Origin of the sequence: Streptococcus sp. 23.2, from assembly GCF_016648665.1 — a bacterium.
Lineage (GTDB): Bacteria > Bacillota > Bacilli > Lactobacillales > Streptococcaceae > Streptococcus > Streptococcus salivarius_E.
This window is the reverse complement of the sequence record NZ_JACLQJ010000016.1, coordinates 20961-46830: the sequence shown is the minus strand read 5'-3', so window position 1 is coordinate 46830 and position 25870 is coordinate 20961. Positions and strand designations below refer to the sequence as shown.

General features: G+C 40.5%; 25 protein-coding genes. 24 read left to right on the top strand and 1 reads right to left on the bottom strand.

Annotation, left to right across the window (positions count from 1 at the left end; translation table 11 throughout):
* Positions 1–20: 20 nt before the first annotated feature.
* The 7 genes from topA (at position 21) to trmFO (ending at position 7959) form a co-directional block, all read left to right on the top strand.
* Positions 21–2165, top strand: coding sequence for a type I DNA topoisomerase (topA, locus tag H7T98_RS08635; protein WP_014633069.1), 2145 nt, complete (start codon positions 21–23; stop codon positions 2163–2165).
* Between the two features lie 181 nt (positions 2166–2346).
* Positions 2347–3021 carry an ATP-binding cassette domain-containing protein gene (locus tag H7T98_RS08630; RefSeq protein WP_175057611.1) on the top strand — a complete coding sequence of 225 codons (675 nt, stop codon included), beginning with the start codon at positions 2347–2349 and terminating at the stop codon, positions 3019–3021.
* A 4-nt stretch (positions 3022–3025) separates the two neighbouring features.
* A complete protein-coding gene (locus H7T98_RS08625) occupies positions 3026–3754 on the top strand; it encodes a lantibiotic ABC transporter permease (RefSeq protein WP_225791580.1) in 729 nt (242 codons plus the stop codon).
* Positions 3741–4391: a nisG gene (locus tag H7T98_RS08620; RefSeq protein ID WP_080610560.1), complete on the top strand. Its 651-nt coding sequence runs from the start codon at positions 3741–3743 to the stop codon at positions 4389–4391. Before H7T98_RS08625 ends, H7T98_RS08620 begins: the two co-directional genes overlap by 14 nt.
* Before the next feature lie 80 nt (positions 4392–4471).
* The gene (locus H7T98_RS08615; RefSeq protein WP_080610559.1) at positions 4472–5131 is read left to right on the top strand and encodes a response regulator transcription factor; all 660 of its coding nucleotides are present in this window, start codon (positions 4472–4474) and stop codon (positions 5129–5131) included.
* Positions 5122–6498 (top strand): sensor histidine kinase, encoded by a 1377-nt coding sequence (locus H7T98_RS08610; RefSeq protein ID WP_105291375.1) that lies wholly within the window; start codon positions 5122–5124, stop codon positions 6496–6498. Before H7T98_RS08615 ends, H7T98_RS08610 begins: the two co-directional genes overlap by 10 nt.
* Positions 6499–6615: 117 nt before the next feature.
* On the top strand, positions 6616–7959 hold the full coding sequence (gene trmFO / locus H7T98_RS08605) for a methylenetetrahydrofolate--tRNA-(uracil(54)-C(5))-methyltransferase (FADH(2)-oxidizing) TrmFO (RefSeq protein WP_175057610.1): 1344 nt from the start codon (positions 6616–6618) through the stop codon (positions 7957–7959).
* A gap of 59 nt (positions 7960–8018) precedes the next feature.
* On the opposite strand, the gene H7T98_RS08600 is transcribed toward trmFO, so the two are convergent.
* Positions 8019–9164, bottom strand: coding sequence for a cobalamin-independent methionine synthase II family protein (locus H7T98_RS08600; protein ID WP_201061682.1), 1146 nt, complete (start codon positions 9162–9164; stop codon positions 8019–8021).
* 167 nt (positions 9165–9331) lie between these two features.
* Between H7T98_RS08600 and ndk the strand changes: the two genes are divergently transcribed.
* The 17 genes from ndk to H7T98_RS08515 all read left to right on the top strand — a co-directional run bounded on the left by ndk (position 9332) and on the right by H7T98_RS08515 (position 25775).
* The gene (ndk, locus tag H7T98_RS08595; protein ID WP_201061680.1) at positions 9332–9745 is read left to right on the top strand and encodes a nucleoside-diphosphate kinase; all 414 of its coding nucleotides are present in this window, start codon (positions 9332–9334) and stop codon (positions 9743–9745) included.
* A gap of 1 nt (position 9746) precedes the next feature.
* On the top strand, positions 9747–10040 hold the full coding sequence (locus H7T98_RS08590) for a rhodanese-like domain-containing protein (RefSeq protein WP_175062915.1): 294 nt from the start codon (positions 9747–9749) through the stop codon (positions 10038–10040).
* A gap of 212 nt (positions 10041–10252) precedes the next feature.
* Complete coding sequence (locus H7T98_RS08585) at positions 10253–11017, top strand: (S)-acetoin forming diacetyl reductase (protein ID WP_060972977.1); 765 nt, start codon at positions 10253–10255, stop codon at positions 11015–11017.
* Positions 11018–11402: 385 nt separating this feature from the next.
* Positions 11403–13235 (top strand): translation elongation factor 4, encoded by a 1833-nt coding sequence (lepA, locus tag H7T98_RS08580; protein WP_002891049.1) that lies wholly within the window; start codon positions 11403–11405, stop codon positions 13233–13235.
* A gap of 47 nt (positions 13236–13282) precedes the next feature.
* Entirely contained in the window at positions 13283–14662 is a 1380-nt protein-coding gene (locus H7T98_RS08575) for a hypothetical protein (protein ID WP_201061678.1), read from the top strand.
* Positions 14663–14759: 97 nt separating this feature from the next.
* Complete coding sequence (locus H7T98_RS08570; RefSeq protein WP_201061676.1) at positions 14760–15101, top strand: hypothetical protein; 342 nt, start codon at positions 14760–14762, stop codon at positions 15099–15101.
* 213 nt (positions 15102–15314) lie between these two features.
* Entirely contained in the window at positions 15315–16991 is a 1677-nt protein-coding gene (gene alsS, locus H7T98_RS08565; RefSeq protein WP_201061674.1) for an acetolactate synthase AlsS, read from the top strand.
* 15 nt (positions 16992–17006) lie between these two features.
* Positions 17007–17726, top strand: a complete 720-nt coding sequence (gene budA / locus H7T98_RS08560) for an acetolactate decarboxylase (RefSeq protein ID WP_002891043.1) — start codon at positions 17007–17009, stop codon at positions 17724–17726.
* Between the two features lie 162 nt (positions 17727–17888).
* Positions 17889–18338 (top strand): MarR family winged helix-turn-helix transcriptional regulator, encoded by a 450-nt coding sequence (locus H7T98_RS08555; RefSeq protein ID WP_175062914.1) that lies wholly within the window; start codon positions 17889–17891, stop codon positions 18336–18338.
* Between the two features lie 18 nt (positions 18339–18356).
* A complete protein-coding gene (locus tag H7T98_RS08550; RefSeq protein WP_201061673.1) occupies positions 18357–19313 on the top strand; it encodes a zinc-binding dehydrogenase in 957 nt (318 codons plus the stop codon).
* Position 19314: 1 nt separating this feature from the next.
* On the top strand, positions 19315–20043 hold the full coding sequence (locus tag H7T98_RS08545) for an ABC transporter ATP-binding protein (protein WP_201061671.1): 729 nt from the start codon (positions 19315–19317) through the stop codon (positions 20041–20043).
* Complete coding sequence (locus H7T98_RS08540; protein ID WP_201061669.1) at positions 20036–21556, top strand: ABC transporter permease/substrate-binding protein; 1521 nt, start codon at positions 20036–20038, stop codon at positions 21554–21556. The genes H7T98_RS08545 and H7T98_RS08540 overlap by 8 nt, the downstream gene beginning before the upstream one ends.
* Before the next feature lie 111 nt (positions 21557–21667).
* Complete coding sequence (locus H7T98_RS08535) at positions 21668–22468, top strand: PhzF family phenazine biosynthesis protein (protein WP_155213091.1); 801 nt, start codon at positions 21668–21670, stop codon at positions 22466–22468.
* Positions 22469–22782: 314 nt separating this feature from the next.
* Positions 22783–23385, top strand: coding sequence for a membrane protein (locus H7T98_RS08530; RefSeq protein ID WP_002884905.1), 603 nt, complete (start codon positions 22783–22785; stop codon positions 23383–23385).
* The gene (locus H7T98_RS08525) at positions 23385–24176 is read left to right on the top strand and encodes an energy-coupling factor transporter transmembrane component T (RefSeq protein WP_002885125.1); all 792 of its coding nucleotides are present in this window, start codon (positions 23385–23387) and stop codon (positions 24174–24176) included. The genes H7T98_RS08530 and H7T98_RS08525 overlap by 1 nt, the downstream gene beginning before the upstream one ends.
* Positions 24152–24988, top strand: coding sequence for an ABC transporter ATP-binding protein (locus H7T98_RS08520; protein ID WP_201042868.1), 837 nt, complete (start codon positions 24152–24154; stop codon positions 24986–24988). The genes H7T98_RS08525 and H7T98_RS08520 overlap by 25 nt, the downstream gene beginning before the upstream one ends.
* On the top strand, positions 24975–25775 hold the full coding sequence (locus tag H7T98_RS08515; protein ID WP_049527185.1) for an energy-coupling factor ABC transporter ATP-binding protein: 801 nt from the start codon (positions 24975–24977) through the stop codon (positions 25773–25775). The genes H7T98_RS08520 and H7T98_RS08515 overlap by 14 nt, the downstream gene beginning before the upstream one ends.
* Positions 25776–25870 lie beyond the last annotated feature (95 nt).

The window sequence follows — 25870 nt, the reverse complement described above, 5'->3', positions numbered from 1 at the left end:
ACATTATAAGGAAATAGTCTATGGCGACAGCAACGACAACAAAAACGAAAACTAAAACAACAAAGAAAACGACAGCCAAAAAGGCGACTAAAAAGAGAGCGACACCAAAGAAAAATTTGGTCATCGTGGAGTCTCCTGCTAAAGCGAAAACGATTGAGAAGTATCTTGGCCGCAATTATAAAGTTGTAGCCTCTGTTGGGCATATCCGTGATTTGAAAAAATCAAGTATGTCGATTGATTTTGAAAACAACTACGAACCTCAGTACATTAATATTCGAGGTAAGGGACCTCTTATCAATGAATTGAAGAAAGAAGCTAAAAAAGCCAAGCAAGTCTTTCTCGCAAGTGACCCGGACCGTGAAGGGGAAGCCATTTCATGGCATTTGTCACATATTCTTGGATTAGAGCCAGATGATAAGAATCGTGTCGTTTTTAACGAAATCACTAAAGATGCGGTAAAAAATGCCTTTGTAGAGCCACGCGCCATTGACATGGACTTGGTAGATGCCCAACAAGCTCGTCGTGTCTTGGACCGTATTGTGGGTTACTCTATTTCACCGCTTCTATGGAAGAAGGTTAAGAAAGGTCTTTCTGCAGGTCGTGTACAATCAGTAGCGCTTAAGCTTATTATTGACCGTGAAAATGAAATTAAGGCCTTTAAACCAGAAGAATACTGGACTATTGATGGTGCTTTTAAGAAGGGTGCTAAGAAGTTTCAGGCTAGCTTCTATGGCTTGGATGGTAAAAAGCTTAAGCTCAACAATAATGACGATGTTCAAGCCGTTCTCTCTCGTATCACAAGTGATGACTTTAACGTTGATAAAGTGGAGAAAAAAGAACGTCGTCGTAATGCGCCATTGCCATATACAACTTCATCTCTCCAACAGGATGCTGCAAATAAGATTAACTTCCGTACACGTAAGACCATGATGGTTGCCCAACAGTTGTATGAAGGGATTAATCTTGGTTCAGGCGCTCAAGGTTTGATTACCTATATGCGTACAGACTCAACACGTATCAGTCCAGTGGCTCAAAACCAGGCTGCTGAATTTATTACAGAACGCTTTGGTTCTAAGTATTCAAAACATGGCAGCAAGGTGAAAAATAGTTCGGGAGCACAAGATGCCCATGAGGCTATTCGTCCGTCAAATGTTTTCCAAACACCAGAAAGCATCGCTAAGTATTTGGATAAGGACCAACTCAAGCTTTATACTCTTATTTGGAATCGTTTTGTAGCGAGTCAAATGACAGCTGCAGTATTTGATACGATGAAGGTGACCTTGTCTCAAAACGGAGTCATTTTCACTGCAAATGGTAGCCAAATCAAGTTCGATGGTTATATGGCCGTTTACAACGATTCTGATAAGAACAAGATGCTTCCTGATATGGCTGAAGGTGATACGGTTAAGAAGGTTGTGACAACGCCTGAACAACACTTCACGCAACCACCTGCTCGCTATTCTGAAGCGACTCTGATTAAGACGCTGGAAGAAAATGGTGTTGGTCGTCCGTCAACTTATGCACCGACACTTGATGTTATTCAACGTCGTTACTACGTCAAATTGGTAGCTAAACGTTTTGAACCAACAGAGCTTGGTGAAATCGTTAATAGCTTAATCGTCGAATTCTTCCCTGACATCGTGGATGTTAAATTCACGGCCGAGATGGAAGGAAAACTCGATAAAGTTGAAATCGGTAAGGAACAATGGCAAAAGGTTATTGATGAATTCTTCAAACCATTCCAAAAAGAATTGGAAAAAGCTGAAGAAGGTATTGAAAAAATCCAAATCAAGGATGAGCCTGCCGGTTTTGATTGTGACCTCTGTGGTCACCCAATGGTCATCAAACTTGGTCGATACGGTAAGTTCTACGCATGTAGTAACTTCCCCGACTGTCACAATACTAAAGCCATTACCAAAGAAATTGGCGTTACTTGTCCAACCTGTGGTAAAGGTCAGGTCATCGAACGTAAGACAAAACGAAATCGTGTCTTTTATGGATGTGATCGCTATCCTGACTGTGAATTTACGTCGTGGGATATCCCTGTTGGACGTAACTGTCCTAAATCAGGCGATTATCTTGTCGAGAAGAAAGTCCGTGGTGGCGGCAAGCAAGTTATCTGTAGCAACGAAGAGTGTGACTACAAAGAATCTATTGTTAAATAAAGAAAGCTATCTCAAGTTAAAACTTGGGATAGTTTTTTTGTATTTTATCAGAAAAACTGAAACTTTCCTTAAATTTGTTTTTTATACTAAGCATGAAAAGAAAGGAGAGTAAGTGATTTTCTGATATTAGATAAATATAAGCTTATATTGAAAACACAACTATTCTAAAAGAGGTGTGCAAATGGAAATAACTGTTAAACAACTTTCAAAATCCTACAAAGATAAGACTATTTTAGACAACATCACAATTACAATTGAATCTGGAACAGTTTCTGGTCTATTAGGAGTAAATGGTGCTGGTAAGTCAACTCTGATGAAAATTCTTTTTGGCTTAGTCCAAAAAAGTAGTGGAGAAATTCGATTTGATGGATCATCCAAAAACAAACATTTATTAGGTGCATTAATCGAAACACCTGCAATTTATCACAATCTTTCGGCTTTTGATAATCTAAAAACAAAAGCGTTGTTATATGATATTCCTGATTCCAAAATTTATGAAACCTTAGAAATAATTGGTCTTTCAAATACTGGAAAGAAAAAAGCCGGTAAATTTTCATTAGGTATGAAGCAACGACTTGGGATTGGTATGGCTATTTTAACTAATCCCCAATTTTTAATTCTAGATGAGCCTACTAATGGACTTGATCCTGACGGTATAAATGAATTGCTAAACCTTATTCGTTCCTTGAAAGCAAAAGGAATGACAATTCTGGTTTCCAGTCATCAACTTATAGAAATTAGTAAGGTTGCTGATCATATTCTTATTCTCGACAAAGGTAAAATTCAATATGATGGTGAAAACAAAAATGTAGATAGTCTTGAGAGACTCTTCTTTAAAATTGTTCATGGGGGTTAGTGATATGCAAAAGATATTCTATTCGGAATTGCTTAAATTACAACATTTAGGAACGACTAAATTCTTAATCATCATACCATTTTTAACCGTTCTTATAGCCTTTTTAATGGGAGGGTTACAGATTTTTGTTCCTTTCTCGGTTTATTGGTGGGAAGCTATCTTTTTATATCTTGTAAATGGTGTTTTGTTTATAGTTGATAGACGTTTAGAAGACCAGGCTGGGCATTTTCAAAATGTTACAAATGTATATTTCACTTGGAAAATTATCTTGATGAAAATGGTGCTTATAGGAATGAGAACATTGATTGCTAGTTTATTCTTACTAGCTTTCCTCAGTCTCGTTGCATTTATTTACACAGATTTTATTCCAATAAATATTCCTAAAACAGCTATTTCCTTAATCTTAATTTGGTTGACAACTTTATGGAACATTCCTTTACTTTATCTGATGTCTAAATACATGAGTCAATTCATCCTATTAGCTCTTAATACATTGGTTTGTCTTTTAATAGCACCCTTTATTGCTCAGAGTCCACTCTGGTTTGTTTTCCCCTATACCTATCACTATAAAATAGCTCAATTTTTATTAAACCTTAAACCATCCGGGGATATTATTGTAAATACGAATCATACTAGCATTTTTCAGGTGTTACTTACGATGATGCTATCAATAGTAGTGACATTGCTTTTATCTTTTTCACTGCAAAGGAGACAATTAAATGCTAAGGAGTGAGTTACTTAAATTAAAGAATACTTTCGGTCTTTATCTTATTCTCAGTTTTGCTGTCTTAGAGATCATTACAATTCCAATGTATGTGAGCTTCGTTCCTAATGGTTTTTCTCTAACTAATTTAGCCATATTATCTTTTTTATGCTATCCGCTAATGACATCATTTTTGTCAATTTTAGGGATTGAACAAGAAAAATACGCTAATCATTATCAAGAAATATCGAGTTACCCTAAGCAAAGACGTTTATGGTTGGCTAAACTTTTGATAGTAGACCTAACCCTTAGCCTACCTTCTTTATTTAGTTGGCTTATCATAAACCTCCTTCTTATGAATAGTGTGAATGGATTTGTAGTAAGTCTATCAAGTTGGATGTTAATAGTCTTTCTTAATCATTTTCACTACTTTATACAAGTGAGTCTGAACAGTGTTAGTAATATTATTATCTCTATGGTTGAAATTATTTTTATTATTTTTGCTAGTAATAAAGTTTTCTTGTCTACTCATTGGCTTCCTATTGTTTTACCTATCAATAGCCTTATCCTTAATGATTGGAGCCAACTCAATTCCCTACCTTTATGGATTGTTGGGGTGACTTTGTTATTTATTTGTTTTTTGCCAATAAATTCAAAATCTTATTAATAGATTTATCTACTCTACGCCTTGTCAGTTATCTTCTATAGATGATATGATAAGGGTAACTTTGTACGAAAGGAAAGATTATGGCTCAGATACTTGTTGTTGATGATCAGGAAGATATTGTTCAATTGGTTGTAAAGGCTTTAGAGCTCCAAAATCATAAGGTGACGGGACTTACAAGTGTTTTAGATTTGGATAAGAACTCGTTGCCACAGTTTGACTTGATTTTACTGGATATCATGATGCCTGATGTTGACGGTCTCCAGTTTTGTCATGAGATTCGTGATCAGGTGGATTGTCCTATACTCTTTATTACAGCCAAAACGCAAGAGGCTGATATTGTTCAAGGCTTGACTTATGGTGCTGATGATTATATTTGCAAGCCATTTGGGGTTAAAGAACTTCAAGCGCGTGTGGCTGCACACTTGAGACGTGAACATCGTGAGCGCCACCATAAGCTATTAATTGGAAATATTCAGTTTGATTTGTCTGCTCAGGAGCTTTATGTTGAGAATCAGTTGTTAGATTTGACTAAGTCAGAATATGGTATTTGTCAGTTTCTGGCTGAAAATAAGGGCCAAGTCTTTTCCAAAGAACAAATCTACACGCATTTGTACGGCTATGAGGATAAAGGGAGTCCGACAGCAGTGGCCGAACATATCAAAAATATCCGTGCAAAGCTCAAAGATGTTGGGCAAAATCCTATTGAAACAGTCTGGGGGATTGGTTACAAGTGGCACTAATTAAAAAAAGAGAACACTCTCTAAGAACAATCTTGATATCTTATGTCGTCAGTCTTACAGTTCTATCAGCAATCAGTAGCCTGCTTATTTTGTCTTTGTTCAGCTTGTCTTATCGTTTTGGCGTTGTGTTTCCAGCAAATCAGGTAGAAAGTGATTTGTCTGTCGTCAGGAATGATATTGAAACTTCTAAGGTCTTTAATCCAAATGTTTTGCCTGATGGTACAAGCTATGTCTTCTTGACTAGAGATTTTAAACTTAAAAAGTCTAACATGCCAGTTAACTTGCAAGAAGAATCCTTGCTAGATTACCAATTCAAGAATGCTCATGGTGGCAAATATGGCTATTTTCAGTCATTTGAACGGTCAGATGGCATCGTCATTGTCAATTATCAACTATCACCTCGGTATCGTAATGAGTGGATGAACCAGCACTTTCCCAATGCTAACCTATTGATGATTGGCTCAATGATTGTGTCTATCCTACTCATATTTATTACTTTAACTTTTTACTATGCTAGTAAATTGAGTCGAGAGTTGAGACCAATATTGAAGGCAACAGAGAAAATAGCAGAGCAAGACTTGGATTTTCAAACGTCCAAATCTAAAATTACTGAGTTTAACCAGGTTTTAAATGGTTTGGATCATATGAGGGTAGCACTCCGTGACTCTTTGATGGAAAATTGGAAGGCAGAAAAGGATAAGCAAAATCAGATTTCAGCCTTAACTCATGACCTGAAGACACCATTGACAGTTGCTCGGGGCAATGCAGAACTCTTAGCTATGACGACCTTAGATGAAGAACAAACGGACTTGTTAGAACATTTTCAAAAAGGGATTGCACAGGTTGATTCCTATGTTCAAGAGTTGTCCGAACTCAACAAAACGAGTTTGAAGAAAACCTTGAAGCTTGAAGACATTTCGGTTAGGGAATTTGTTGAAGACATTTACGATCAAACCTTGTCACTAGCACAAACGAAACAAATTAATGTAGTATTTGACAAGAAAGAAATTGAGAAAGAAATCATAGGCCATTGGGATAGGCCCTTGTTGAATCGAGCTATTATGAATATCGTTTCGAATGCGGTGGAGCATACACCTAGTGGCAGTCAGTTAACCTTGTTCACCAAAATCGCATCTGATGAATTCAAGTTTATCTGCCTTGATTCTGGACCTGGATTTTCCCTTGAATCTCTTGAAAAGGCGACTCAGCTCTTTTATCAGGAAGATAAAAGTAGACAGAGTCGCAATCACAGCGGACTTGGTCTGACTATTGCCAATGATATAGTTCGGTTACACCATGGTAGCCTTTCTCTTTCAAATGACCATACAACGTGTGGTGCTAAAGTAACTATCATTTTACCTCTTTAAACTCAGATGACTCCTAGTCGCCAGACGAGGAGTTTTTTGCTATACTACTAAGAGTAAAAATGAAGAAAGATTTGTGGAGATAGGATTTAATCTTGTTTCCAAAGAGGTATTAGTGTCATGTCTCAATCAAAAGCAGATTATATTAACGTGATTGGAGCTGGTTTGGCCGGCTCCGAGGCGGCTTATCAGATTGCCAAACGTGGTATTCCGGTAAAACTTTATGAAATGCGTGGGGTCAAAGCAACACCGCAGCATAAGACAACAAATTTTGCAGAATTGGTTTGCTCTAACTCTTTCCGTGGAGATAGCTTGACCAACGCTGTAGGGCTTCTTAAAGAAGAAATGCGTCGTTTGGACTCTATCATTATGCGAAATGGAGAAGCTCACCGTGTGCCAGCAGGTGGTGCTATGGCGGTGGACCGTGAAGGCTATGCAGAAGCTGTTACAGCGGAAATTGAAAATCATCCATTAATTGAAGTTATCCGTGAAGAAATCACAGAAATTCCTGATGATGCCATTACAGTTATTGCTTCAGGACCATTGACTTCTGATGCTCTAGCTGAAAAAATTCATGAGCTTAACGGTGGAGATGGCTTCTATTTCTATGATGCCGCTGCACCAATCGTTGATAAATCGACTATCGATATGAACAAGGTTTACCTTAAGTCACGCTATGACAAGGGTGAAGCAGCTTATCTAAACTGTCCAATGACCAAGGAAGAGTTCATGGCATTCCACGAGGCCTTGACAACAGCTGAAGAAGCTCCTTTGAATTCTTTTGAAAAAGAAAAGTATTTCGAGGGCTGTATGCCTATCGAGGTTATGGCTAAACGTGGTATCAAGACAATGCTCTATGGTCCTATGAAACCAGTTGGTTTGGAGTATCCTGAGGATTATAAGGGTCCACGTGATGGTGACTTCAAGACACCTTATGCGGTTGTTCAGCTTCGTCAGGACAATGCGGCTGGTAGTCTCTATAATATTGTTGGTTTCCAAACCCACCTCAAATGGGGAGAGCAAAAGCGTGTCTTCCAAATGATTCCAGGTCTTGAAAACGCTGAATTTGTGCGATACGGGGTAATGCACCGCAACTCTTACATGGATTCGCCAAACTTGCTTAAACAGACCTTCCAATCAAAATCAAACCCTAACTTGTTCTTTGCGGGACAAATGACTGGTGTTGAAGGTTATGTTGAATCGGCTGCTTCAGGTTTGGTTGCCGGCATCAATGCTGCCCGTCTCTTTATGGGTGAAGATGAGGTTATCTTCCCTCACACAACAGCTATCGGGAGTCTGCCATATTATGTGACACATGCTGAAAGTAAACATTTCCAACCAATGAATGTTAACTTTGGTATTATCAAAGAGTTGGAAGGGCCACGTATTCGTGACAAGAAAGAGCGCTATGAAAAAATTGCTGAGCGAGCTCTTAAAGATTTACAACCTTTTATTCAAGCATAGACAACATTAAAATCCCTTACCGAATACGGCAAGGGATTTTAATGTTTAAAAGTATTCAATTAACCAAAGAATTTCTTAGCGATTTCTTGACCTTGTTTTATTTTAGTCCATTGTTGTGGTGTTGCCAACTCATTACCTGAGTCACATGAGGCGAAACCACATTGGTGAGAGAGGAAGAGACGTTCTTTTGGAAGGATTTGACTCGCTTTTTCAAGCAAATCGAGGACACGTTCTTCGTCATCAAGGTCAGTAGTTTTAGAAGACAAAAGTCCTAGTACAACTTCAGCCTTGCTGTCTTTGAGGGCTTCGAGAGCCTTGATGTCGCCAGCAGTATCGCTGTCCCATTCAAGGAAGAAGCGATCATAGTGTTGCTCTGCCAAGAACTTCTTAGCAATGGCTTCGTAAGTTCCTTCGGCAGCAGAACGGCTTTCATAGTTACCACGACAGTTGTGCGTCCAAACCGTTAAACCAAGTTCGTGAGCATAATCTACAACCTCGTTATTGATTGCTACAAACTCATCAGCCAATTCTGCCAAATCAGAATTACCTTCCGCAAAGAAACTTGCAGGGTTTGATGGGTCAAAGAGTTCCCAGAGACAGTCGTCAAATTGAACGATTTTTCCACCAACTGCCTTGTATTCTTCCAAGAATTCTTTATAGGCGTTAATCAAACCTTTTTTGAGGTCTTCATTTGTTTCATAGACTTGTCCTGGACCAGCCAAACGGTCAAAGATAGCAAGTTCAGTGTAGGCATGGGCAGGTCCCCAGATAGTTTGTTTGGTATCTTCATCACCAGCTTCAGCCTTAACCAATTTATAGATATCTAGGTAATGGTGGTTTTTACCTGAGAGCGGCTCAGTGATGCGAATACCGATATCTTTACGTGTTTCATATTGACCACCATCATGGTCTTTAAAAGTGTAGCCATGCTCAGCAATGTAGCGTTCAATTCCTTTAAATCCCCAGACAAAGTCTAAATGCCACATAGAACGTCCAAACTCACCATCAGTAAGGATGTCAATACCGTTAGCTTTTTGGTCAGTCACAATTTGCTTAATATCTGCAGTTTCAGTTTCTTGATAACCAGGAAGGGCATCATAGAAAGGATACTGGATGTCGTCACGGTGCTCGATTTCGTCCTTATATTTACGGAGATCCGCAGGACGAAGAAGAGAACCTACTAATTGGAATTTAGATTTTGTCATAAAATTACCCTCAAAATATCATTTTATTTCCATGATACTTTTTATTTGCATTAATGAAAAATAGTTAATTTCTTTCTGAGGGCATAGTTTAAGACTATATAAGGTTTTACCCTGCAAAATGATACTTCCTATGGTAAAATGAAAAGAAAACAATGAAGGTTGGGAACATGCAAAAAACATTCTTTATTATTAAACCAGATGCTGTTAAACGCCATCTAATTGGTCAAGTGCTTGATCGAATTGAGCGACGTGGCTTCGTTATTGAGCGTATGGAGATGCTGATGCTTGACGAAGAACGTCTTAAAGAACATTATGCCCAATTGGTTGATAAACCTTTTTTTCCTAGTATTGCAGAATTCATGATGAGTGGCCCGGCAGTTATTGGTATTATGTCTGGCCCAAGTGTTATCAAGTCATGGCGTGATATGATGGGAGCAACTAATCCTGGGGATGCTACTCCAGGAACGATTCGTGGAGACTTTGCAACAGCACCAGATGGGGACATGATTCCAAATATTGTTCATGGTTCTGATTCAGAAGAATCTGCGGCTCGAGAAATTCAGATTTGGTTTGGTGAGTAAGATGGATTTAGTACAGATTCAATCTGATTTAGCTAAGGGTGGACTGTTAATTGATGTCAGAACTCCAGAAGAGTATTCAGAAGGTCATGTTAAGAATGCCCTCTTGATTCCTCATACACAATTTTTTTCTGCTGAGATTCCAGCTGAAAAAGACGCTTCAATTTACCTCTATTGTAAAATGGGGCCTCGTGCAGAATTCGCTGCATCAGTTCTTAAAGAGCGAGGATATACTAAGGTGACTAATCTAGGTGGCTTGGACGATATGGAAGCACTAGGTTTTGAATTTGAAGAATAATAGGAATAAGGTCACCCAAGGGTGGTCTTATTTGTTTTCAGAAAAGTTTGATAATTACTTGACTACGTTTTCATAAAGGAGTAGAATTTTAATTGAGTTAAGACAAAGCCTATGAAAATGACTTTGCCAGAACTTGACTAACTTAGCGTATTCCAATTGAGATAAGGCTCGGTATTAAGCCAGTGACTCTAATTGGTAGAGGAGGATTTCGTATGTCAAAAGTTGCTATTGTTACAGGTGCAGGTCAAGGTATTGGTTTTGCGATTGCAAAACGTTTGGTTGAAGATGGTTTTAAAGTCGGAGTATTGGACTACAACGCTGAAACTGCAGAAAAAGCGGTTGCTGAATTGTCAGCAGACAAAGCATTTGCGGTTGTAGCTGATGTATCTAAACAAGCTGAAGTAGCAGCTGCTTTCCAAAAAGTTGTTGATCACTTTGGTGATTTGAATGTTGTTGTTAATAATGCCGGTGTGGCACCAACAACACCACTTGATACTATTACTGAAGAACAGTTCCAACGTACATTTAACATCAATGTCGGTGGTGTTATCTGGGGTGCTCAAGCTGCACAAGCACAATTCAAAGCACTTGGTCATGGTGGTAAAATCATCAATGCAACATCTCAAGCTGGTGTCGTTGGTAACCCTAACTTGACTGTCTATGGTGGTACTAAATTTGCAGTGCGTGGTATCACTCAAACTTTGGCGCGTGACTTGGCTGAATCAGGCATCACTGTCAATGCTTATGCACCAGGTATCGTTAAGACTCCAATGATGTTTGACATTGCTCATGAAGTTGGTAAGAACGCTGGTAAAGATGATGAATGGGGTATGCAAACTTTTGCTAAAGATATTACTCTCAAACGTTTGTCAGAACCTGAAGATGTGGCAGCAGCAGTTAGCTTCTTGGCTGGACCTGACTCAAACTACATCACAGGTCAAACCATCATCGTGGATGGTGGAATGCAATTCCATTAAAATAAAAGGAGAGCGGAAGGCTCTCTTTTTTTGCTTGATAAAACATAATATTTCTGATAATATAATCGTAATTAATTATGCTTTAAAAGGAGCCTTTCTATGTCAGATATTTTACACTATATTATAGAGCACCCATTTTTTAGTCTCATTCTATTGGGAATTGTTGTACTAGCCTTCGGTTTAGCTCCATTTTCAAGTAGTTCTACAGAAAACAAGCGCTCGGCAATTATTAATAAGCACTACAACGATAATTTTAAGAAGTAAGAAGGACTAAATGCGGTCAGAAAGCAGATATTAGAGATAGGCAAAAGCCTGTCTTTTTTGTATAATAGAAGGTAACGATTAGTTTTTTTATAATCACAAGTAAGAACTAGGAAAGATAAAAATGCCAAATATTGAAGAATTAAAACAACGACAGGAGAAGATTCGTAACTTCTCTATTATTGCCCATATTGACCACGGTAAATCAACCCTTGCTGACCGTATTTTGGAAAAGACTGAGACAGTATCAAGTCGTGAGATGCAGGCGCAACTCCTTGATAGTATGGACCTCGAGCGTGAACGTGGTATCACTATCAAACTAAATGCCATTGAGCTTAACTATACAGCTAAAGATGGCGAAACATATATTTTCCACCTTATCGACACACCAGGACACGTGGACTTTACTTATGAAGTGTCACGTTCTCTTGCTGCCTGTGAGGGTGCAATCTTGGTGGTGGATGCAGCTCAAGGAATTGAAGCGCAAACACTTGCCAATGTTTACTTGGCCCTAGATAATGACTTGGAAATCTTACCAGTTATCAATAAAATCGACCTTCCAGCTGCAGATCCTGAACGTGTGCGTACAGAGGTTGAAGATGTTATCGGACTAGATGCTTCTGAAGCCGTGCTTGCATCAGCTAAAGCTGGTATCGGTATCGAGGAGATTCTCGAACAAATCGTTGAGAAAGTTCCTGCACCTCAAGGTGAAGTTGAAGCGCCTCTCCAAGCCCTTATCTTTGACTCTGTTTACGATGCTTACCGTGGGGTTATCCTCCAAGTGCGTGTGGTTAACGGAATGGTTAAACCAGGCGATAAGATTCAAATGATGTCTAATGGTAAGACCTTTGATGTTACTGAGGTTGGTATCTTCACACCTAAAGCTGTTGGTCGTGATTACCTTGCGACAGGAGATGTTGGTTATATCGCAGCCTCAATTAAGACTGTTGCGGATACCCGTGTCGGTGATACCGTGACACTTGCAGATAATCCAGCTGCAGAGCCACTCCATGGCTATAAGCAAATGAACCCAATGGTGTTTGCAGGTCTTTACCCAATTGAATCAAATAAGTATAACGACTTGCGTGAAGCCCTTGAAAAACTCCAGTTGAACGATGCCAGTCTTCAGTTTGAGCCTGAAACGTCTCAAGCCCTTGGTTTCGGTTTCCGCTGTGGTTTCTTGGGTCTTCTTCACATGGATGTTATCCAAGAGCGCTTGGAACGTGAGTTTAACATCGACCTCATCATGACAGCACCATCGGTAGTTTACCATGTTAATACTACTGACGGTGAGATGCTTGAAGTGTCTAACCCTTCAGAGTTCCCAGATCCTACACGTATTGATGCTATTGAAGAGCCTTATGTTAAAGCTCAAATCATGGTTCCTCAAGAATATGTTGGTGCGGTTATGGAGTTGGCACAACGTAAACGTGGTGATTTTGAAACCATGGAATACATTGATGATAATCGTGTGAACGTTATCTATCAAATTCCACTTGCTGAAATCGTCTTTGATTTCTTTGATAAATTGAAATCATCTACACGTGGTTATGCAAGCTTTGACTATGAATTGTCAGAATACCGTCGTTCACAATTGGTGAAAATGGATATTCTCCTTAATGGTGACAAGGTCGATGCCCTTAGCTTCATCGTCCACAAGGAATTTGCCTATGAGCGTGGAAAACTTATCGTTGATAAGCTTAAGAAAATTATTCCACGTCAACAATTCGAGGTGCCTATCCAAGCGGCTATCGGTCAAAAAATCGTTGCCCGCACAGATATCAAAGCCCTTCGTAAAAACGTCTTGGCTAAGTGTTACGGTGGTGACGTTTCACGTAAACGTAAACTTCTCGAAAAACAAAAAGCTGGTAAGAAACGTATGAAAGCCATCGGTTCGGTTGAAGTCCCACAAGAAGCCTTCTTGTCAGTACTTTCAATGGACGAAGATGAGAAATAAGAGTAATAGTCAGAATGTGATGTTCTGGCTATTTTTGTAAAAAAGTTATGATAAAGAAGATTTTAAGATTTCCTTTCTCGAAGCGTGGAAGGATTTATACTGCGACTCTACTCACACTTTTCTTTTTAGGAAATGCTTATGTCAAACATAAATTTCACGAAAAAGCTGTAGAGGAATTACAGATTGCTTTAAAAGCGGATAAGGTAACTGACAATGAGATTTTTGGCAGCCGCCATCAGTATGTTGCCATTAGTCAGGAAGAACCTACTTACTATAATTCTGAAGATAACGTAGCGACTGAGTTGATTGGTAGAAATCATTTTGTTCGCTATTACGATACCATGAGTAGTCTGCATCAAGCTCATTTGGTAGTTTATGATATTAACAAAGATTTTAAAAAGAAAATTATTAATTTGACCCCATATTTGAAGAAAATAAAAGATTTTAAAGATATTAAGGAGTTGGTTGTGTCTTTAAGAGCGATTGATGGTTACGATTATGTTTTCTTGGAGAATTCTCAAAACGATAAGCAATTTGCTTACAATTTAGATACGAATCAATTTTTAACTAGAGACCTACCAGATTATTCTTACAGTAAGGATGAAATGCTTTATTTTGGTGATAAGAGTTCTGCTCGTAATCAGGTGAATGATAGCAACATGTGGGGATATTTAAAGAGAGAAGGAAACTTGGATGAGCTTTTAAGAATGTCTCCTGCTCAAACAAACAATCATTTATCAGCTCATCTAAATGTGATCCTAGAGATTGATAATGTAGATACTTCAAAACAAGAGAATCAAATTAATCTATTTAAAGAAAATTCTGAAGTTAAGCCTATTTACGAAGAGGCTGTTAATCAGACAACAACAAACAGTAATACCTTAAAGAAATTTAAACTATTGACCCGTCAAGGTAAGGAGGGAGATTTTCCGGTCGGTCCAACTGAGCCAGTGAAAAGGAAAGAACCTGATAAACCAAGCGAACCAAAGAAAGTTCCAGAATTTAATGTTTTTCCTGATTCTATTTTTCCTGTTAAAACTTTAAGTTTCAGTGAGATTCTTAAGCAAAAGGCAGAACAAGACTATCAGAAAGACTATCGAGCTTACGAAAAAGCACGTCAAAAAGCCCAAAAAGATTATGATAGGAAATATGATGCCTATAAAAAGAAATTGGCTCAATATGAGTCCTATAGAGATAGAGAGTACGACAAACAATCACAAATCTATTTTTCCCCTGAAGAGCAGACCAATGATATTTTACATTGGTTGGGAACAAATGGAGAGCAAGCAATTGTAATTTCTGTAGAGGACGGTGCTGGTATTAGGAAGGAAATTCATTCTTTTGCTGATATTAAGGAGTGGGTAGATAAACATGATTACGATAACACTATAAAATCGGACTTTAGAGATTATAAAGAAGCTAAATAAGGATTCATGGGCTTTTAGTCTTATCAAGAAACCCATTACAAGCATTTTTCTCAGCTTTAGGCTATAATAGACAAAAAGGAATCTTGGGAGGGCCACTATGGATATCATGAGTTTTGTCCCCAGTCAGCGACAGGCTATTCTGGAGCGTTTTCAGCAAGTGGAGGCCTTGGGATTAGGCGCAGTTCGTATTGAATTGAAGGTTGCTAATCCTGTTGGCATCATCTATGAGTGCTTTATTTTAGCAGAGGAGAATTATTTTTCTGATCAAGCAGTGGTATCCTTCCGCATTCTCTATGAAAAGGACTTGGAACGCATTTCTTTGGATGTCGTAGATATCCCTGGTCGCTCAAGCTTGTCTAATTATCTCCAGTTAATAGAGATTTTTGAAGGCTTGCAAAATTATCTTAATCGAGAGTTTGCTAAGGTAAAAAATTCATGAACATCTGATAGTAATCGGGTGTTTCTTTTTGCAATGGAAGTTCAAAATTTCACAATCTTTTTTTCACAAGATTGTCTGAAAACTGTGCTATAATGATAACAGAATTGTGAAGTGATAAAAGTTTGTGAAAAAACGAGCAGACTTTGACACTTTGTGACTTATACTTGAAAGGAAAATTGGCTCTATCATTTTAGGGCCAGAAGGACTGTGTTCATGTCAGAAGAAAAGCAATTGTATGGTGCGGATTTAGTGGTTGATAGTTTGATCAACCATGATGTTGATTATGTCTTTGGGATTCCAGGTGCAAAAATCGATAGGGTTTTTGATACTTTGGAAGATAAGGGACCTGAATTGATTGTTGCCCGTCATGAGCAAAATGCTGCTTTTATGGCTCAAGGTGTTGGACGTATCACAGGGAAACCCGGTGTAGTATTGGTAACATCTGGTCCAGGTGTCTCAAATTTGGCTACTGGTTTGGTAACAGCGACAGATGAAGGAGATCCTGTTCTTGCTATTGGTGGTCAGGTTAAGCGTGCAGATCTTTTGAAACGTGCCCATCAATCAATGAATAACGTTGCTATGCTTGAACCGATTACCAAGTATGCTGCTGAAGTACATGATGCTAATACACTTTCTGAAACGGTTGCTAATGCCTATCGCCATGCTAAGTCAGGGAAACCGGGTGCAAGCTTTATTTCAATTCCTCAAGACGTGACTGATGCTCCGGTCAGTGTTAAGGCTATCAAGCCTATGACGGATCCAAAACTTGGTTCAGCATCTGTTTCTGATATTAACTATCTCGCACAGGCGATAAAAAATGCCGTATTGCCAGTCTTACTTTTAGGGAACGGCGCTTCATCAGAAGCTGTAACTTACTCTATTCGCCAGATTTTGAAACATGTTAAATTACCAGTTGTTGAAACTTTCCAAGGTGCTGGTATCGTGTCACGTGACCTTGAAGAGGATACTTTCTTTGGTCGTGTAGGTCTTTTCCGTAACCAACCGGGGGACATGTTGCTTAAGAAGTCGGACTTGATTATTGCCATTGGTTATGACCCAATTGAGTATGAAGCACGTAACTGGAATGCTGAAATTTCAGCACGTATTATCGTAATTGATGTTGAACCTGCTGAGGTGGATACTTACTTCCAGCCAGAACGTGAATTGATTGGCAATGTAGAAGCAACCTTAGACTTGCTCTTGCCAGCTATTCAAGGCTACAAATTACCTGAAGGATCAGTTGAGTATCTTAAAGGGTTAAAAAATACAGTCGTTGAAGATGTTAAATTTGAGCGTCAGCCCGAAGAAGGTACCGTACATCCACTCGATTTAATTGATGTTTTACAAGAACAAACAGATGATGATATGACAGTTACCGTTGACGTTGGTAGTCACTATATCTGGATGGCTCGTTATTTCAAATCTTATGAACCACGTCATTTGCTTTTCTCAAATGGGATGCAAACTTTAGGGGTTGCTCTTCCGTGGGCCATCTCTGCAGCTTTGGTTCGTCCTAAGACAAAAGTCATTTCTGTTTCTGGTGACGGTGGTTTCCTCTTCTCAGCACAAGAATTGGAGACAGCAGTTCGATTGAAATTGCCAATTGTTCATATTATCTGGAACGATGGCCATTACAATATGGTGGAATTCCAGGAAGAAATGAAGTATGGTCGATCATCTGGGGTTGACTTTGGTCCTGTAGATTTTGTAAAATATGCTGAGAGCTTTGGAGCGAAAGGTTATCGTGCAACAAGTAAAGAGGAGTTTTCTAGCTTACTCCAAGAAGCCTTGGCTCAAGCTGTAGATGGACCAGTCCTTATTGATGTTCCAATCGACTATAAAGATAATATTAAACTCGGCGAAACTATTTTGCCAGATGAATTTTACTAAAAAGAGGGTGTAGACATGTCTGAAGCCATAAAATTATTTCAATATAATACTTTGGGAGCCTTGATGGCTGGGCTTTATGGAGGTACTTTAACAGTTGGTGAATTGTTGGAGCATGGAGACTTGGGTCTTGGAACATTAGATTCTATTGATGGGGAGTTGATTGTTCTTGATGGTAAAGCCTATCAAGCTAAAGGCTCTGAAGGTAAAGTCGAAGTGGTAGAAGTTTCTCCAGATGAAAAAGTTCCCTATGCAGCAGTCGTACCTCACCAAGCTGAAGTTATCTTCCGTCAACGTTATGAAATGACTGATAAAGAACTTGAGGATCGTATTGAATCTTACTATGATGGGGTTAATCTCTTCCGTTCTATCAAAATTAAGGGTCATTTTAAACACATGCACGTGCGCATGATTCCTAAATCAAATGCGGATATTAAGTTTGCTGATGTTGCCACTCGCCAACCTGAGTACGAGGTAGATGATATTTCAGGTACCATCGTTGGTATTTGGACGCCAGAAATGTTTCACGGTGTGAGTGTTGCTGGTTATCACCTTCATTTTATTTCAGACGACTTGACATTCGGTGGTCACGTTATGGACTTTGTTATTGAAAATGGTATTATCGAAGTTGGACCAGTTGACCAACTCGATCAACGTTTCCCAGTTCAAGACCGTCAGTATCTCTTTGCTAAATTCAATGTCGATGAGATGCGTGAAGATATTACCAAGGCTGAATAAAAGATTTTAAAGATATCAATCGATTATAGTTAGAACTTTCCTAGATGATTAGGAAAGTTTTTTTGTTTTTATAATTATTTCGATATCGAAATAGTTGACAGATGTAACGAACAGTGATACAATGACTGTGATATTTCGATATAGAAATAAAAAGGAGACAAAATGGACAAGATGCAAGGGGGCTACCAAGCTTTACAGATACGTTTGTTGAACGGGCGTATCTTTCAAAAACTCTTGAGCAAGGAACCAGATGCTCAATACAGAAGTGAACAAGGGAAAATTTTAACAGTCTTATGGCAAAAAGAGCAAGGCAGGGCAACTGCAACTGATATTGCTTTAGCGACGGGACTAGCTAATAACACATTGACCAGCATGATAAAGAAATTGGTCGAGCAAGGCTTGGTTAAGATTGAACAGAGTGACCAGGACAAGCGCAAGAAGTTTGTAGTCTTGACGGAATTAGGTTGGGCGCAAAAAGAAATTGGAGATCGCGTTAGTCAGGAACTGGGAGAGATATTCTACCAAGGCTTTTCGGATAACGAAATCCAAGAATTTGAGGAGTATCAAGAGCGTATAATCTCAAATCTAAAAGCTAAAGAGAAAGAACTTTAAAAAAATAGGGAGTACCTTATGAAAGCAGTTGTTGTGAGCAGTCCAGGTGGACCAGAGGTATTAGAAGTTGTCGAACGACAAAAACCAATTTTGAAGGCCGGTTGGACCTTGGTGAAAATTCAAGGATTTGGTATCAATCACAGTGAAATTTTTACCCGTCAGGGGCTATCGACGTCAGTTCAATTTCCACGAGTTTTGGGGATTGAATGTGTCGGTCTTGTGGAAGAAACGACACGACCGGATTTGAAGTTTGGACAGCAAATCATTTCTATTATGGGGGAGATGGGGCGAGCTTTTGATGGAGGTTATGCAGAGTATACACTTCTCCCAAATGAGCAAATTTATCCAATCAAGACAGAACTTGATTTGGAAAGCTTGATTGCCCTTCCTGAGACCTATTACACAGCTTTTGGCTCTTTTCTTAATCTCAAAATTGAGGAGAAAGATTGCGTGTTAGTTCGCGGGGCAACTAGTGGTGTAGGAATTGCCTTTGCTAGACTGCTTAAAGGAAAATTTCCTGAGATTCACTTGGTAGGAACTAGCCGAAATTTAGCTAAGGAAGACCAATTGAAGGCGGTCGGATTTGATCAGGTGATTTTGGAGAAGGATGGCGTCTTGCAAAGTGAGGAGTCTTTCACAAAAATTCTAGATCTAGTGGGACCTCGCCATATCAAAGATAGTATCCATCACTTAAGTGAAGGAGGAATTATCTGCTCTTGTGGTCAATTAGGTGGCCAGTGGACCTTGGCTGATTTTGATCCAATTGTTGAATTGTCGAAGAATGTTTATTTAACGACCTTTTATTCGGGGAATGTTTCAAATGAAAAGCTCCAAGAGTTGATCGATTTTGTGGAATTGTATCAAGTGGATGTCCGGCCTGAGAAGGTTTATAGGCTAGAAGAGATACAAGAAGCGCACACCTATCTTGAAAGTAGCCAGTCCTTCGGGAAAGTAATTGTGAAAATTGAGGAATAATATGATTGAATATAAAAATGTAGTCCTGCGCTACACGGATACAGATATTTTAAAAGATGTCAATCTCCGTATTGAAGATGGAGAATTTATGGTCCTTGTGGGACCTTCAGGATCTGGAAAAACCACCATGCTCAAGATGATCAATCGTCTTTTGGAGCCGACAGATGGCAATATTTATATGGACGGAAAACGCATCAAGGACTATGATGAGCGAGAGTTACGTCTTTCTACTGGTTATGTTTTGCAGGCCATTGCTCTCTTTCCAAATCTAACTGTCGCTGAGAATATTGCTTTAATTCCAGAGATGAAAGGGTGGACTAAAAGCCAAATAGCCTCTAAAACAGAAGAACTCTTGGACAAGGTAGGTCTGCCTGCTGCAGAGTATGCAAATCGCAAGCCAAGTGAGTTATCTGGTGGGGAGCAACAACGGATTGGAATTGTGCGTGCCATCATTGGAGAACCAAAGATTCTATTGATGGACGAGCCCTTTTCAGCCTTGGATGCCATTTCTCGCAAACAGCTACAGGCTCTCACCAAAGGCTTGCACAAAGAATTTGGTATGACGACTATTTTCGTGACCCATGACACAGACGAAGCCTTAAAATTAGGGGACCGGATTGCAGTGTTGCAAGAAGGAGAGATTGTGCAGGTGGCGGATTCTGATACCATTCTAGCCCAACCAGCCAACGACTTTGTGGCAGATTTGTTTGGAGGTGCTCACCATGTCTAAACTACTTACAACCTTTCAAGAGCGTTTTGGAGACTGGCTCACAGCCCTTGGCCAACACTTGCAACTGTCGTTACTGACCTTGCTCCTTGCTATTTTTCTAGCGGTCCCTCTGGCTATTTATTTAAGTACACGTAAGAGAGCCAGCAACTGGGTTTTACAGGTAGCTGGGATCTTCCAGACCATTCCTTCCATGGCCCTTTTGGGGCTCTTCATTCCCATCATGGGAATTGGAACACTTCCGGCCTTGACAGCTCTCGTCATCTATGCTATTTTCCCCATCCTTCAAAATACCATCACCGGTTTACAAGGGATTGACCCAAGCCTTGAAGAAGCGGGAATCGCCTTTGGGATGACCAAGTGGGAGCGCTTGAAGAAGTTTGAGATTCCCTTGGCCATGCCCGTCATCATGTCTGGGATTCGGACAGCAGCTGTGATGATTATCGGGACGGCTACTCTAGCTGCTTTGATTGGAGCTGGGGGACTCGGTTCCTTTATCCTTCTGGGGATTGACCGCAATAATGCCAGTCTGATTTTGATCGGTGCCCTGTCTTCAGCCTTCTTAGCCATCGCCTTTAACCTTCTTCTCAAATGGATGGAAAAGGCCAAATTGCGGACCATCTTTGTAGCTTTTGCGGTAATGGTTATCGGATTGGGAGTATCTTATACGCCAAGTCTTCTTCCTAAACCTGAAAAAGAAAATCTGGTCATCGCTGGGAAGTTGGGTCCTGAACCGGAAATTCTAGCCAATATGTACAAGATTTTGATCGAAGAAAACACGGACATGACAGTGACTGTTAAACCAAATTTTGGCAAGACCACTTTCCTCTATGAAGCTCTGAAAAAAGGGGATATTGAGATCTATCCAGAGTTTACAGGGACCGTGACCGAAAGTCTCCTCAAGCCGGCGCCGCAAGTCGACCATGATCCAGAAGCAGTCTATCAAGCGGCTCGAGATGGGATCAAGAAACAAGACAACCTGGCCTTGCTCAAACCCATGGCTTATCAGAATACCTATGCTGTCGCGGTGCCTAAGAAAATTGCCAAAGAGTATGGACTTAAGACCATTTCAGATTTGAAAAAGGTGGAAGGACAACTCAAGGCGGGATTTACGCTAGAGTTTAATGATCGAGAGGATGGGAACAAGGGCTTGCAGAAAGTCTATGGTCTTAATCTACAAGTCTCCACCATGGAGCCAGCCCTTCGCTACCAGGCGATCCAGTCTGGTGAAATCCAGATAACAGATGCCTACTCAACGGATGCCGAGCTTGCTCGCTATGACCTTGTGACCCTAGAGGATGACAAACAACTCTTCCCACCTTATCAAGGAGCTCCCCTCATGAAAGAAGCTCTTCTTAAGAAACATCCAGAATTGGAAGGCATTCTAAACAAGTTAGCTGGTAAAATCACAGCAGAGCAAATGAGCCAGATGAACTACCAAGTGGGAGTAGAAGGTAAACCGGCTGCCCAAGTCGCACATGATTTCTTGGTAAAAGAAGGTGTTATCAAGAAATAATGAAAAATTTGCACAAAAAGTAACTTTTTCAATTAACTTTTCTAGTTACTATTTGTCTGTTTTCTATCCTATTTTCAGATATAATAAAGATAACAAATTAAGGAGCCCTTCATGCCAATTAGTCAATATACGATTTCACAATTTATCGTTGATGCTTTTACAGATACTGTTTTTAAAGGAAACCCGGCTGCTGTTTGTCTTCTGGACGAATGGTTGTCGGATAATACCTTACAGAATATTGCCAAGGAAAACAATCTCTCTGAGGCAGCTTTTACTGTTAAAAAGAACGGCTATTACGATTTACGTTGGTTTACTCCCGGTGGAGAAATCGATTTGTGTGGTCATGCTACTTTAGCAACTGCCTTCGTTCTCTTTCAATTTATAGAAGTGGATGTTGATAGTCTAACCTTTACAACTCAGAGTGGGGAGCTTTTGGTAACCAAAAGAGGGGACTTATATGAGCTGAATTTCCCAGTTTACTCGATGCACCAAGTTCCAGTAACAAGTGAGATGGAAGAAGCAATCGGTGTCCGTCCTCTTGAAGCGTGGCTTGGAAGAGATCTAGTGTGTATCCTCCCTCATGAAAATGATGTTATTGCTGCGACTCCAGATTTCGATAAAGTTAAAGCATTAGATGGCTTACTCCTAAATATCACAGCTAAAGGTAAAAACTATGATACCGTTACACGTAGTTTTGCACCAAAAATATCAGTCATGGAGGATCCAGTTTGTGGTTCTGGGCATTGTCATGTCATTCCATTATGGGCTAAAAAGTTAGGACAAGCAGAATTTAGAGCTTATCAAGCCTCTAAGAGAAGTGGTCATCTTATTTGTCGTCTTGAAGGAGACAGGATTTACCTTGCAGGAAAAGCTGCCCTCTATAGCCGTGGCGAGATTTATGTGACAGACTAGATGTTGTCTTGTTAAAAAAGGAAGTATAAGCAATAACGATTAAAGTCATTATAGAAACAAAAGATGTCTAGCTGAGCTAGGCATTTTAAATTTTCCAAATTTTTTTGAAGAATTTTCAGAAAAGACTTGACAATTTTGAAAATAAGCGTATTATAAGACTATGAACTTTTAAAAATAGTAATTTTACTATATTAACTCATGTCGACTACGGATGGTATGGTAAAGTGACTATATGGTTCTAATAACTATTATATAGAGCGTTGCGTCCGAAAGTCATTCCTGACACGGCTCTTTAAAAACAAAAGGAGAAGATTATGAAAACAGAACCGATTCATCGTACCAGTATGTGGAAATTTAAGTTAAGTGCTGCCACCATGACTTTGATTCCCGCTGCCGTGGGGATTAACTATGTTGCCAAAGCCTTGGCGGAGGGGTTAAAGTTACCCGTTTGGCTGGGGTCTTTGGGAACCTTTCTTGCCAGCATGTTGGCTGGGCCGGTTGCCGGTGCCATCAGTGGTTTCATCAACAACGTGATCTATGGGCTTACCTTATCGCCAATTTCAACCGTGTATGCGATTACCAGCATCGGAATTGGGATTGCTGTCGGAGTTTTGCACGCCAATGGGTGGTTCTCGTCAGCGCGACGAGTATTTGTTTCTGCTATTATTATTGCCTTCGTTTCAGCTGTCATTTCAACGCCACTCAACGTCATCTTTTGGGGTGGTCAGACCGGTATCGCTTGGGGTGACTCATTGTTTGCGGTAATGGTCGCCAATCATGCACCAGTGTGGCTGGCCTCATTTACCGATGAGTTTGTCTTGGATATTTTGGATAAAGTCTGCGTGGCCTACCTGGCATTCTTCATCTATCGTCAGCTGCCGAAGCGGATGGTGCACTTCTTTAGTGGTGATAAATGATGACTGATCAAACATTGATTTCTGGAGCGCCACGGGTCAAGCTCAAGTGGTACCAGGTGATCGATCCGATTACTAAGCTCTTGTTCATCTTGGACATGACGTTGTTGAGCTTTACCAGTATGAATTTATTGCTTCAGGCCGGATTAATTCTTGTCGCAACATTGCTATTGTTATTTTCCAAATTGAGTTCTACCATCTTTAAGGCGCTGGGATTCAGCCTGTTTCTGATTTGCACCATGCTGATCATCCAAGGGTTATTTTACAGTCGGAATCAAACTGTGCTGTTTTCTGTGCTTGGGGTGTCGTTCTACAAAGAAGGCCTGATTTACGCCACCACTCTGGGTTGTCGAGTATTGGTGATTATTTTGACCAGTGGCTTTTTTATGGTGACCACGAGTATTTCAGAAAACGCGGCCTATTTGGAAATGTCCGGATTGTCTTATAAAACCGTCTACGTTCTGATGTCGGTGTGTTATATTTTACCGGAAATGATGCGAAATATGCGGAAAATCCAGCAGGCTCAAAAAGTTCGCGGAACCAATCCGCAAAAAACGTTGATTCAGAAATTAAAGTCAGTCCTGCCGGTTCTAATTCCATTGGTGATTAAGACCTTGGATCAATCGATGACGCGGTCGATTTCTCTCCAACTGAGAGGTTTTGATAATCTCAACCGGACTGTCAGAACCTCCCAGCGCGTGTATCGCCTGTCGCGGACGCTGCACATTGGTCTGACTGGATTGGCAATTTTATTGATTGGGTGGAAGATATGGACGAAGATAAACGGATTGTAATTGAAAATTTGACTACCCGTTATCCGGGTACTGAGCAACCACAACTGCGTCAGATTAACGCGGAGGTTCATACCGGCCAGGTGGTTGGGATTATCGGGAATAGCCACTCCGGCAAATCGACTTTGTGCCATGTGCTAGCAGGGGTCATTCCCAAAATTATGTCTGCTGAGATTGAGGGCGACTGGCACATGTTTGGCCAGCGAGTGTCCGACAATTGGCCCGTTTATAATGCCATGAATGGAGTTGTACTGCAAAATCCAGCTGGCCAACTAAGCGGGTTGGCAGACACGGTTGCCGATGAAATCGCCTTTGACTTGATTAATCAGGGAATGGCTGAAGGACTGATTCAAAAACGGGTTGAAGAAGTTGCCACGCAAATGGGGCTGATTGAACAGCTGAATTTGCGTCCCGAGAGCCTTTCCGGTGGTCAGAGCCAGCGGTTGGCAATTGCCACGGCGATTGCGGCTAACCCGGCTGTTTTGATTATGGATGATCCGACCAGTCAGATGGATCCCCTTGGCCGCCGACAATTTTTCCAATGGCTGGCCCAAGTCAAAGAGACGACTGTCTTCATTGTCACCAGTGAAATTGACGATTTGTGCGAAGTCGCCGACGTTGTGTGGGTGCTGCACGAGGGTCAAATGGTAGCCCAGGGCAGGCCGGGTGAGGTGTTTAATCATTTGGCAGCTGACTGGCAGATTCCAGCCCCGACAATCCAGCAACTTGCTCAAAAAATGGATTGGCACTTGGCTGATGGCCGGTATCCGGTGAATGACGCTGAACTGAAGGAGGTTTTTTATGCCCACAATTGAACTGAACCACCTGACGTTCACTTATCCGGAACGGTCCTTTAGCTTGGATGTTGAAGACAAACACTTCGCCGATCCGATGGTGGCGATTGTCGGCCAAAATGGTGCCGGCAAATCAACGCTCTTCAAATTGTTGACGGGCTTGCTGACACCACAAACCGGTGTGATTAAGATCGATGGAGAAAATTTTAATGATCTTAAACCAGTCGAAAAGTTACTGAAGGTTGGGATTACTTTTCAGAATCCTGACGATCAGCTTTTCAACCCGACCGTTCAACGAGAGGTGGAGTGGAGTGTCGCGCAGGTCATGGATGACCACGACACGATTACGAGGCGGGCTTTAGCTGCTCTAAAAAGAGTTGGCTTGGATGATAAAACAGCTGAAAGTCCATATGACCTGTCATTGTCGGAACGCAAGCTGTTGAGCGTTGCCACAGTTTTGGCAGTGGATCCGGCGATTTATTTATTTGATGAGCCGATGATGTCGCTTGATTGGGAAAGCCGGCGCAAGTTGACCGCAATTTTCCATCAGTTGGCTGATTCGGGCCACCAAGTTGTGACCATCACCCATGACATGGATTGGGTCGCCGCCGAGTTTGAGTCGGTGTATGTTATGGAACACGGGAAGTTTGGCTTCGCCGGCAGTCCACGGGAATTGTTCAGCGATCACGAACTTGTCCAGCGAGTGGGATTACTACCACCGCGGATTATGGACATAGCGGAGTCGCTGGGTGATTCACAGACATATTTATCGGTTAATGATTATTGCCAGAAAAATCGAGATGTATAGAAAAAGTCACCTCTGCGGGTTTTCCAGGTTGAAGGATTAACTTCAGCTTCTGGCAAGAACTCACATGGGTGACTTTTGTGTTTAATAACGTTTCA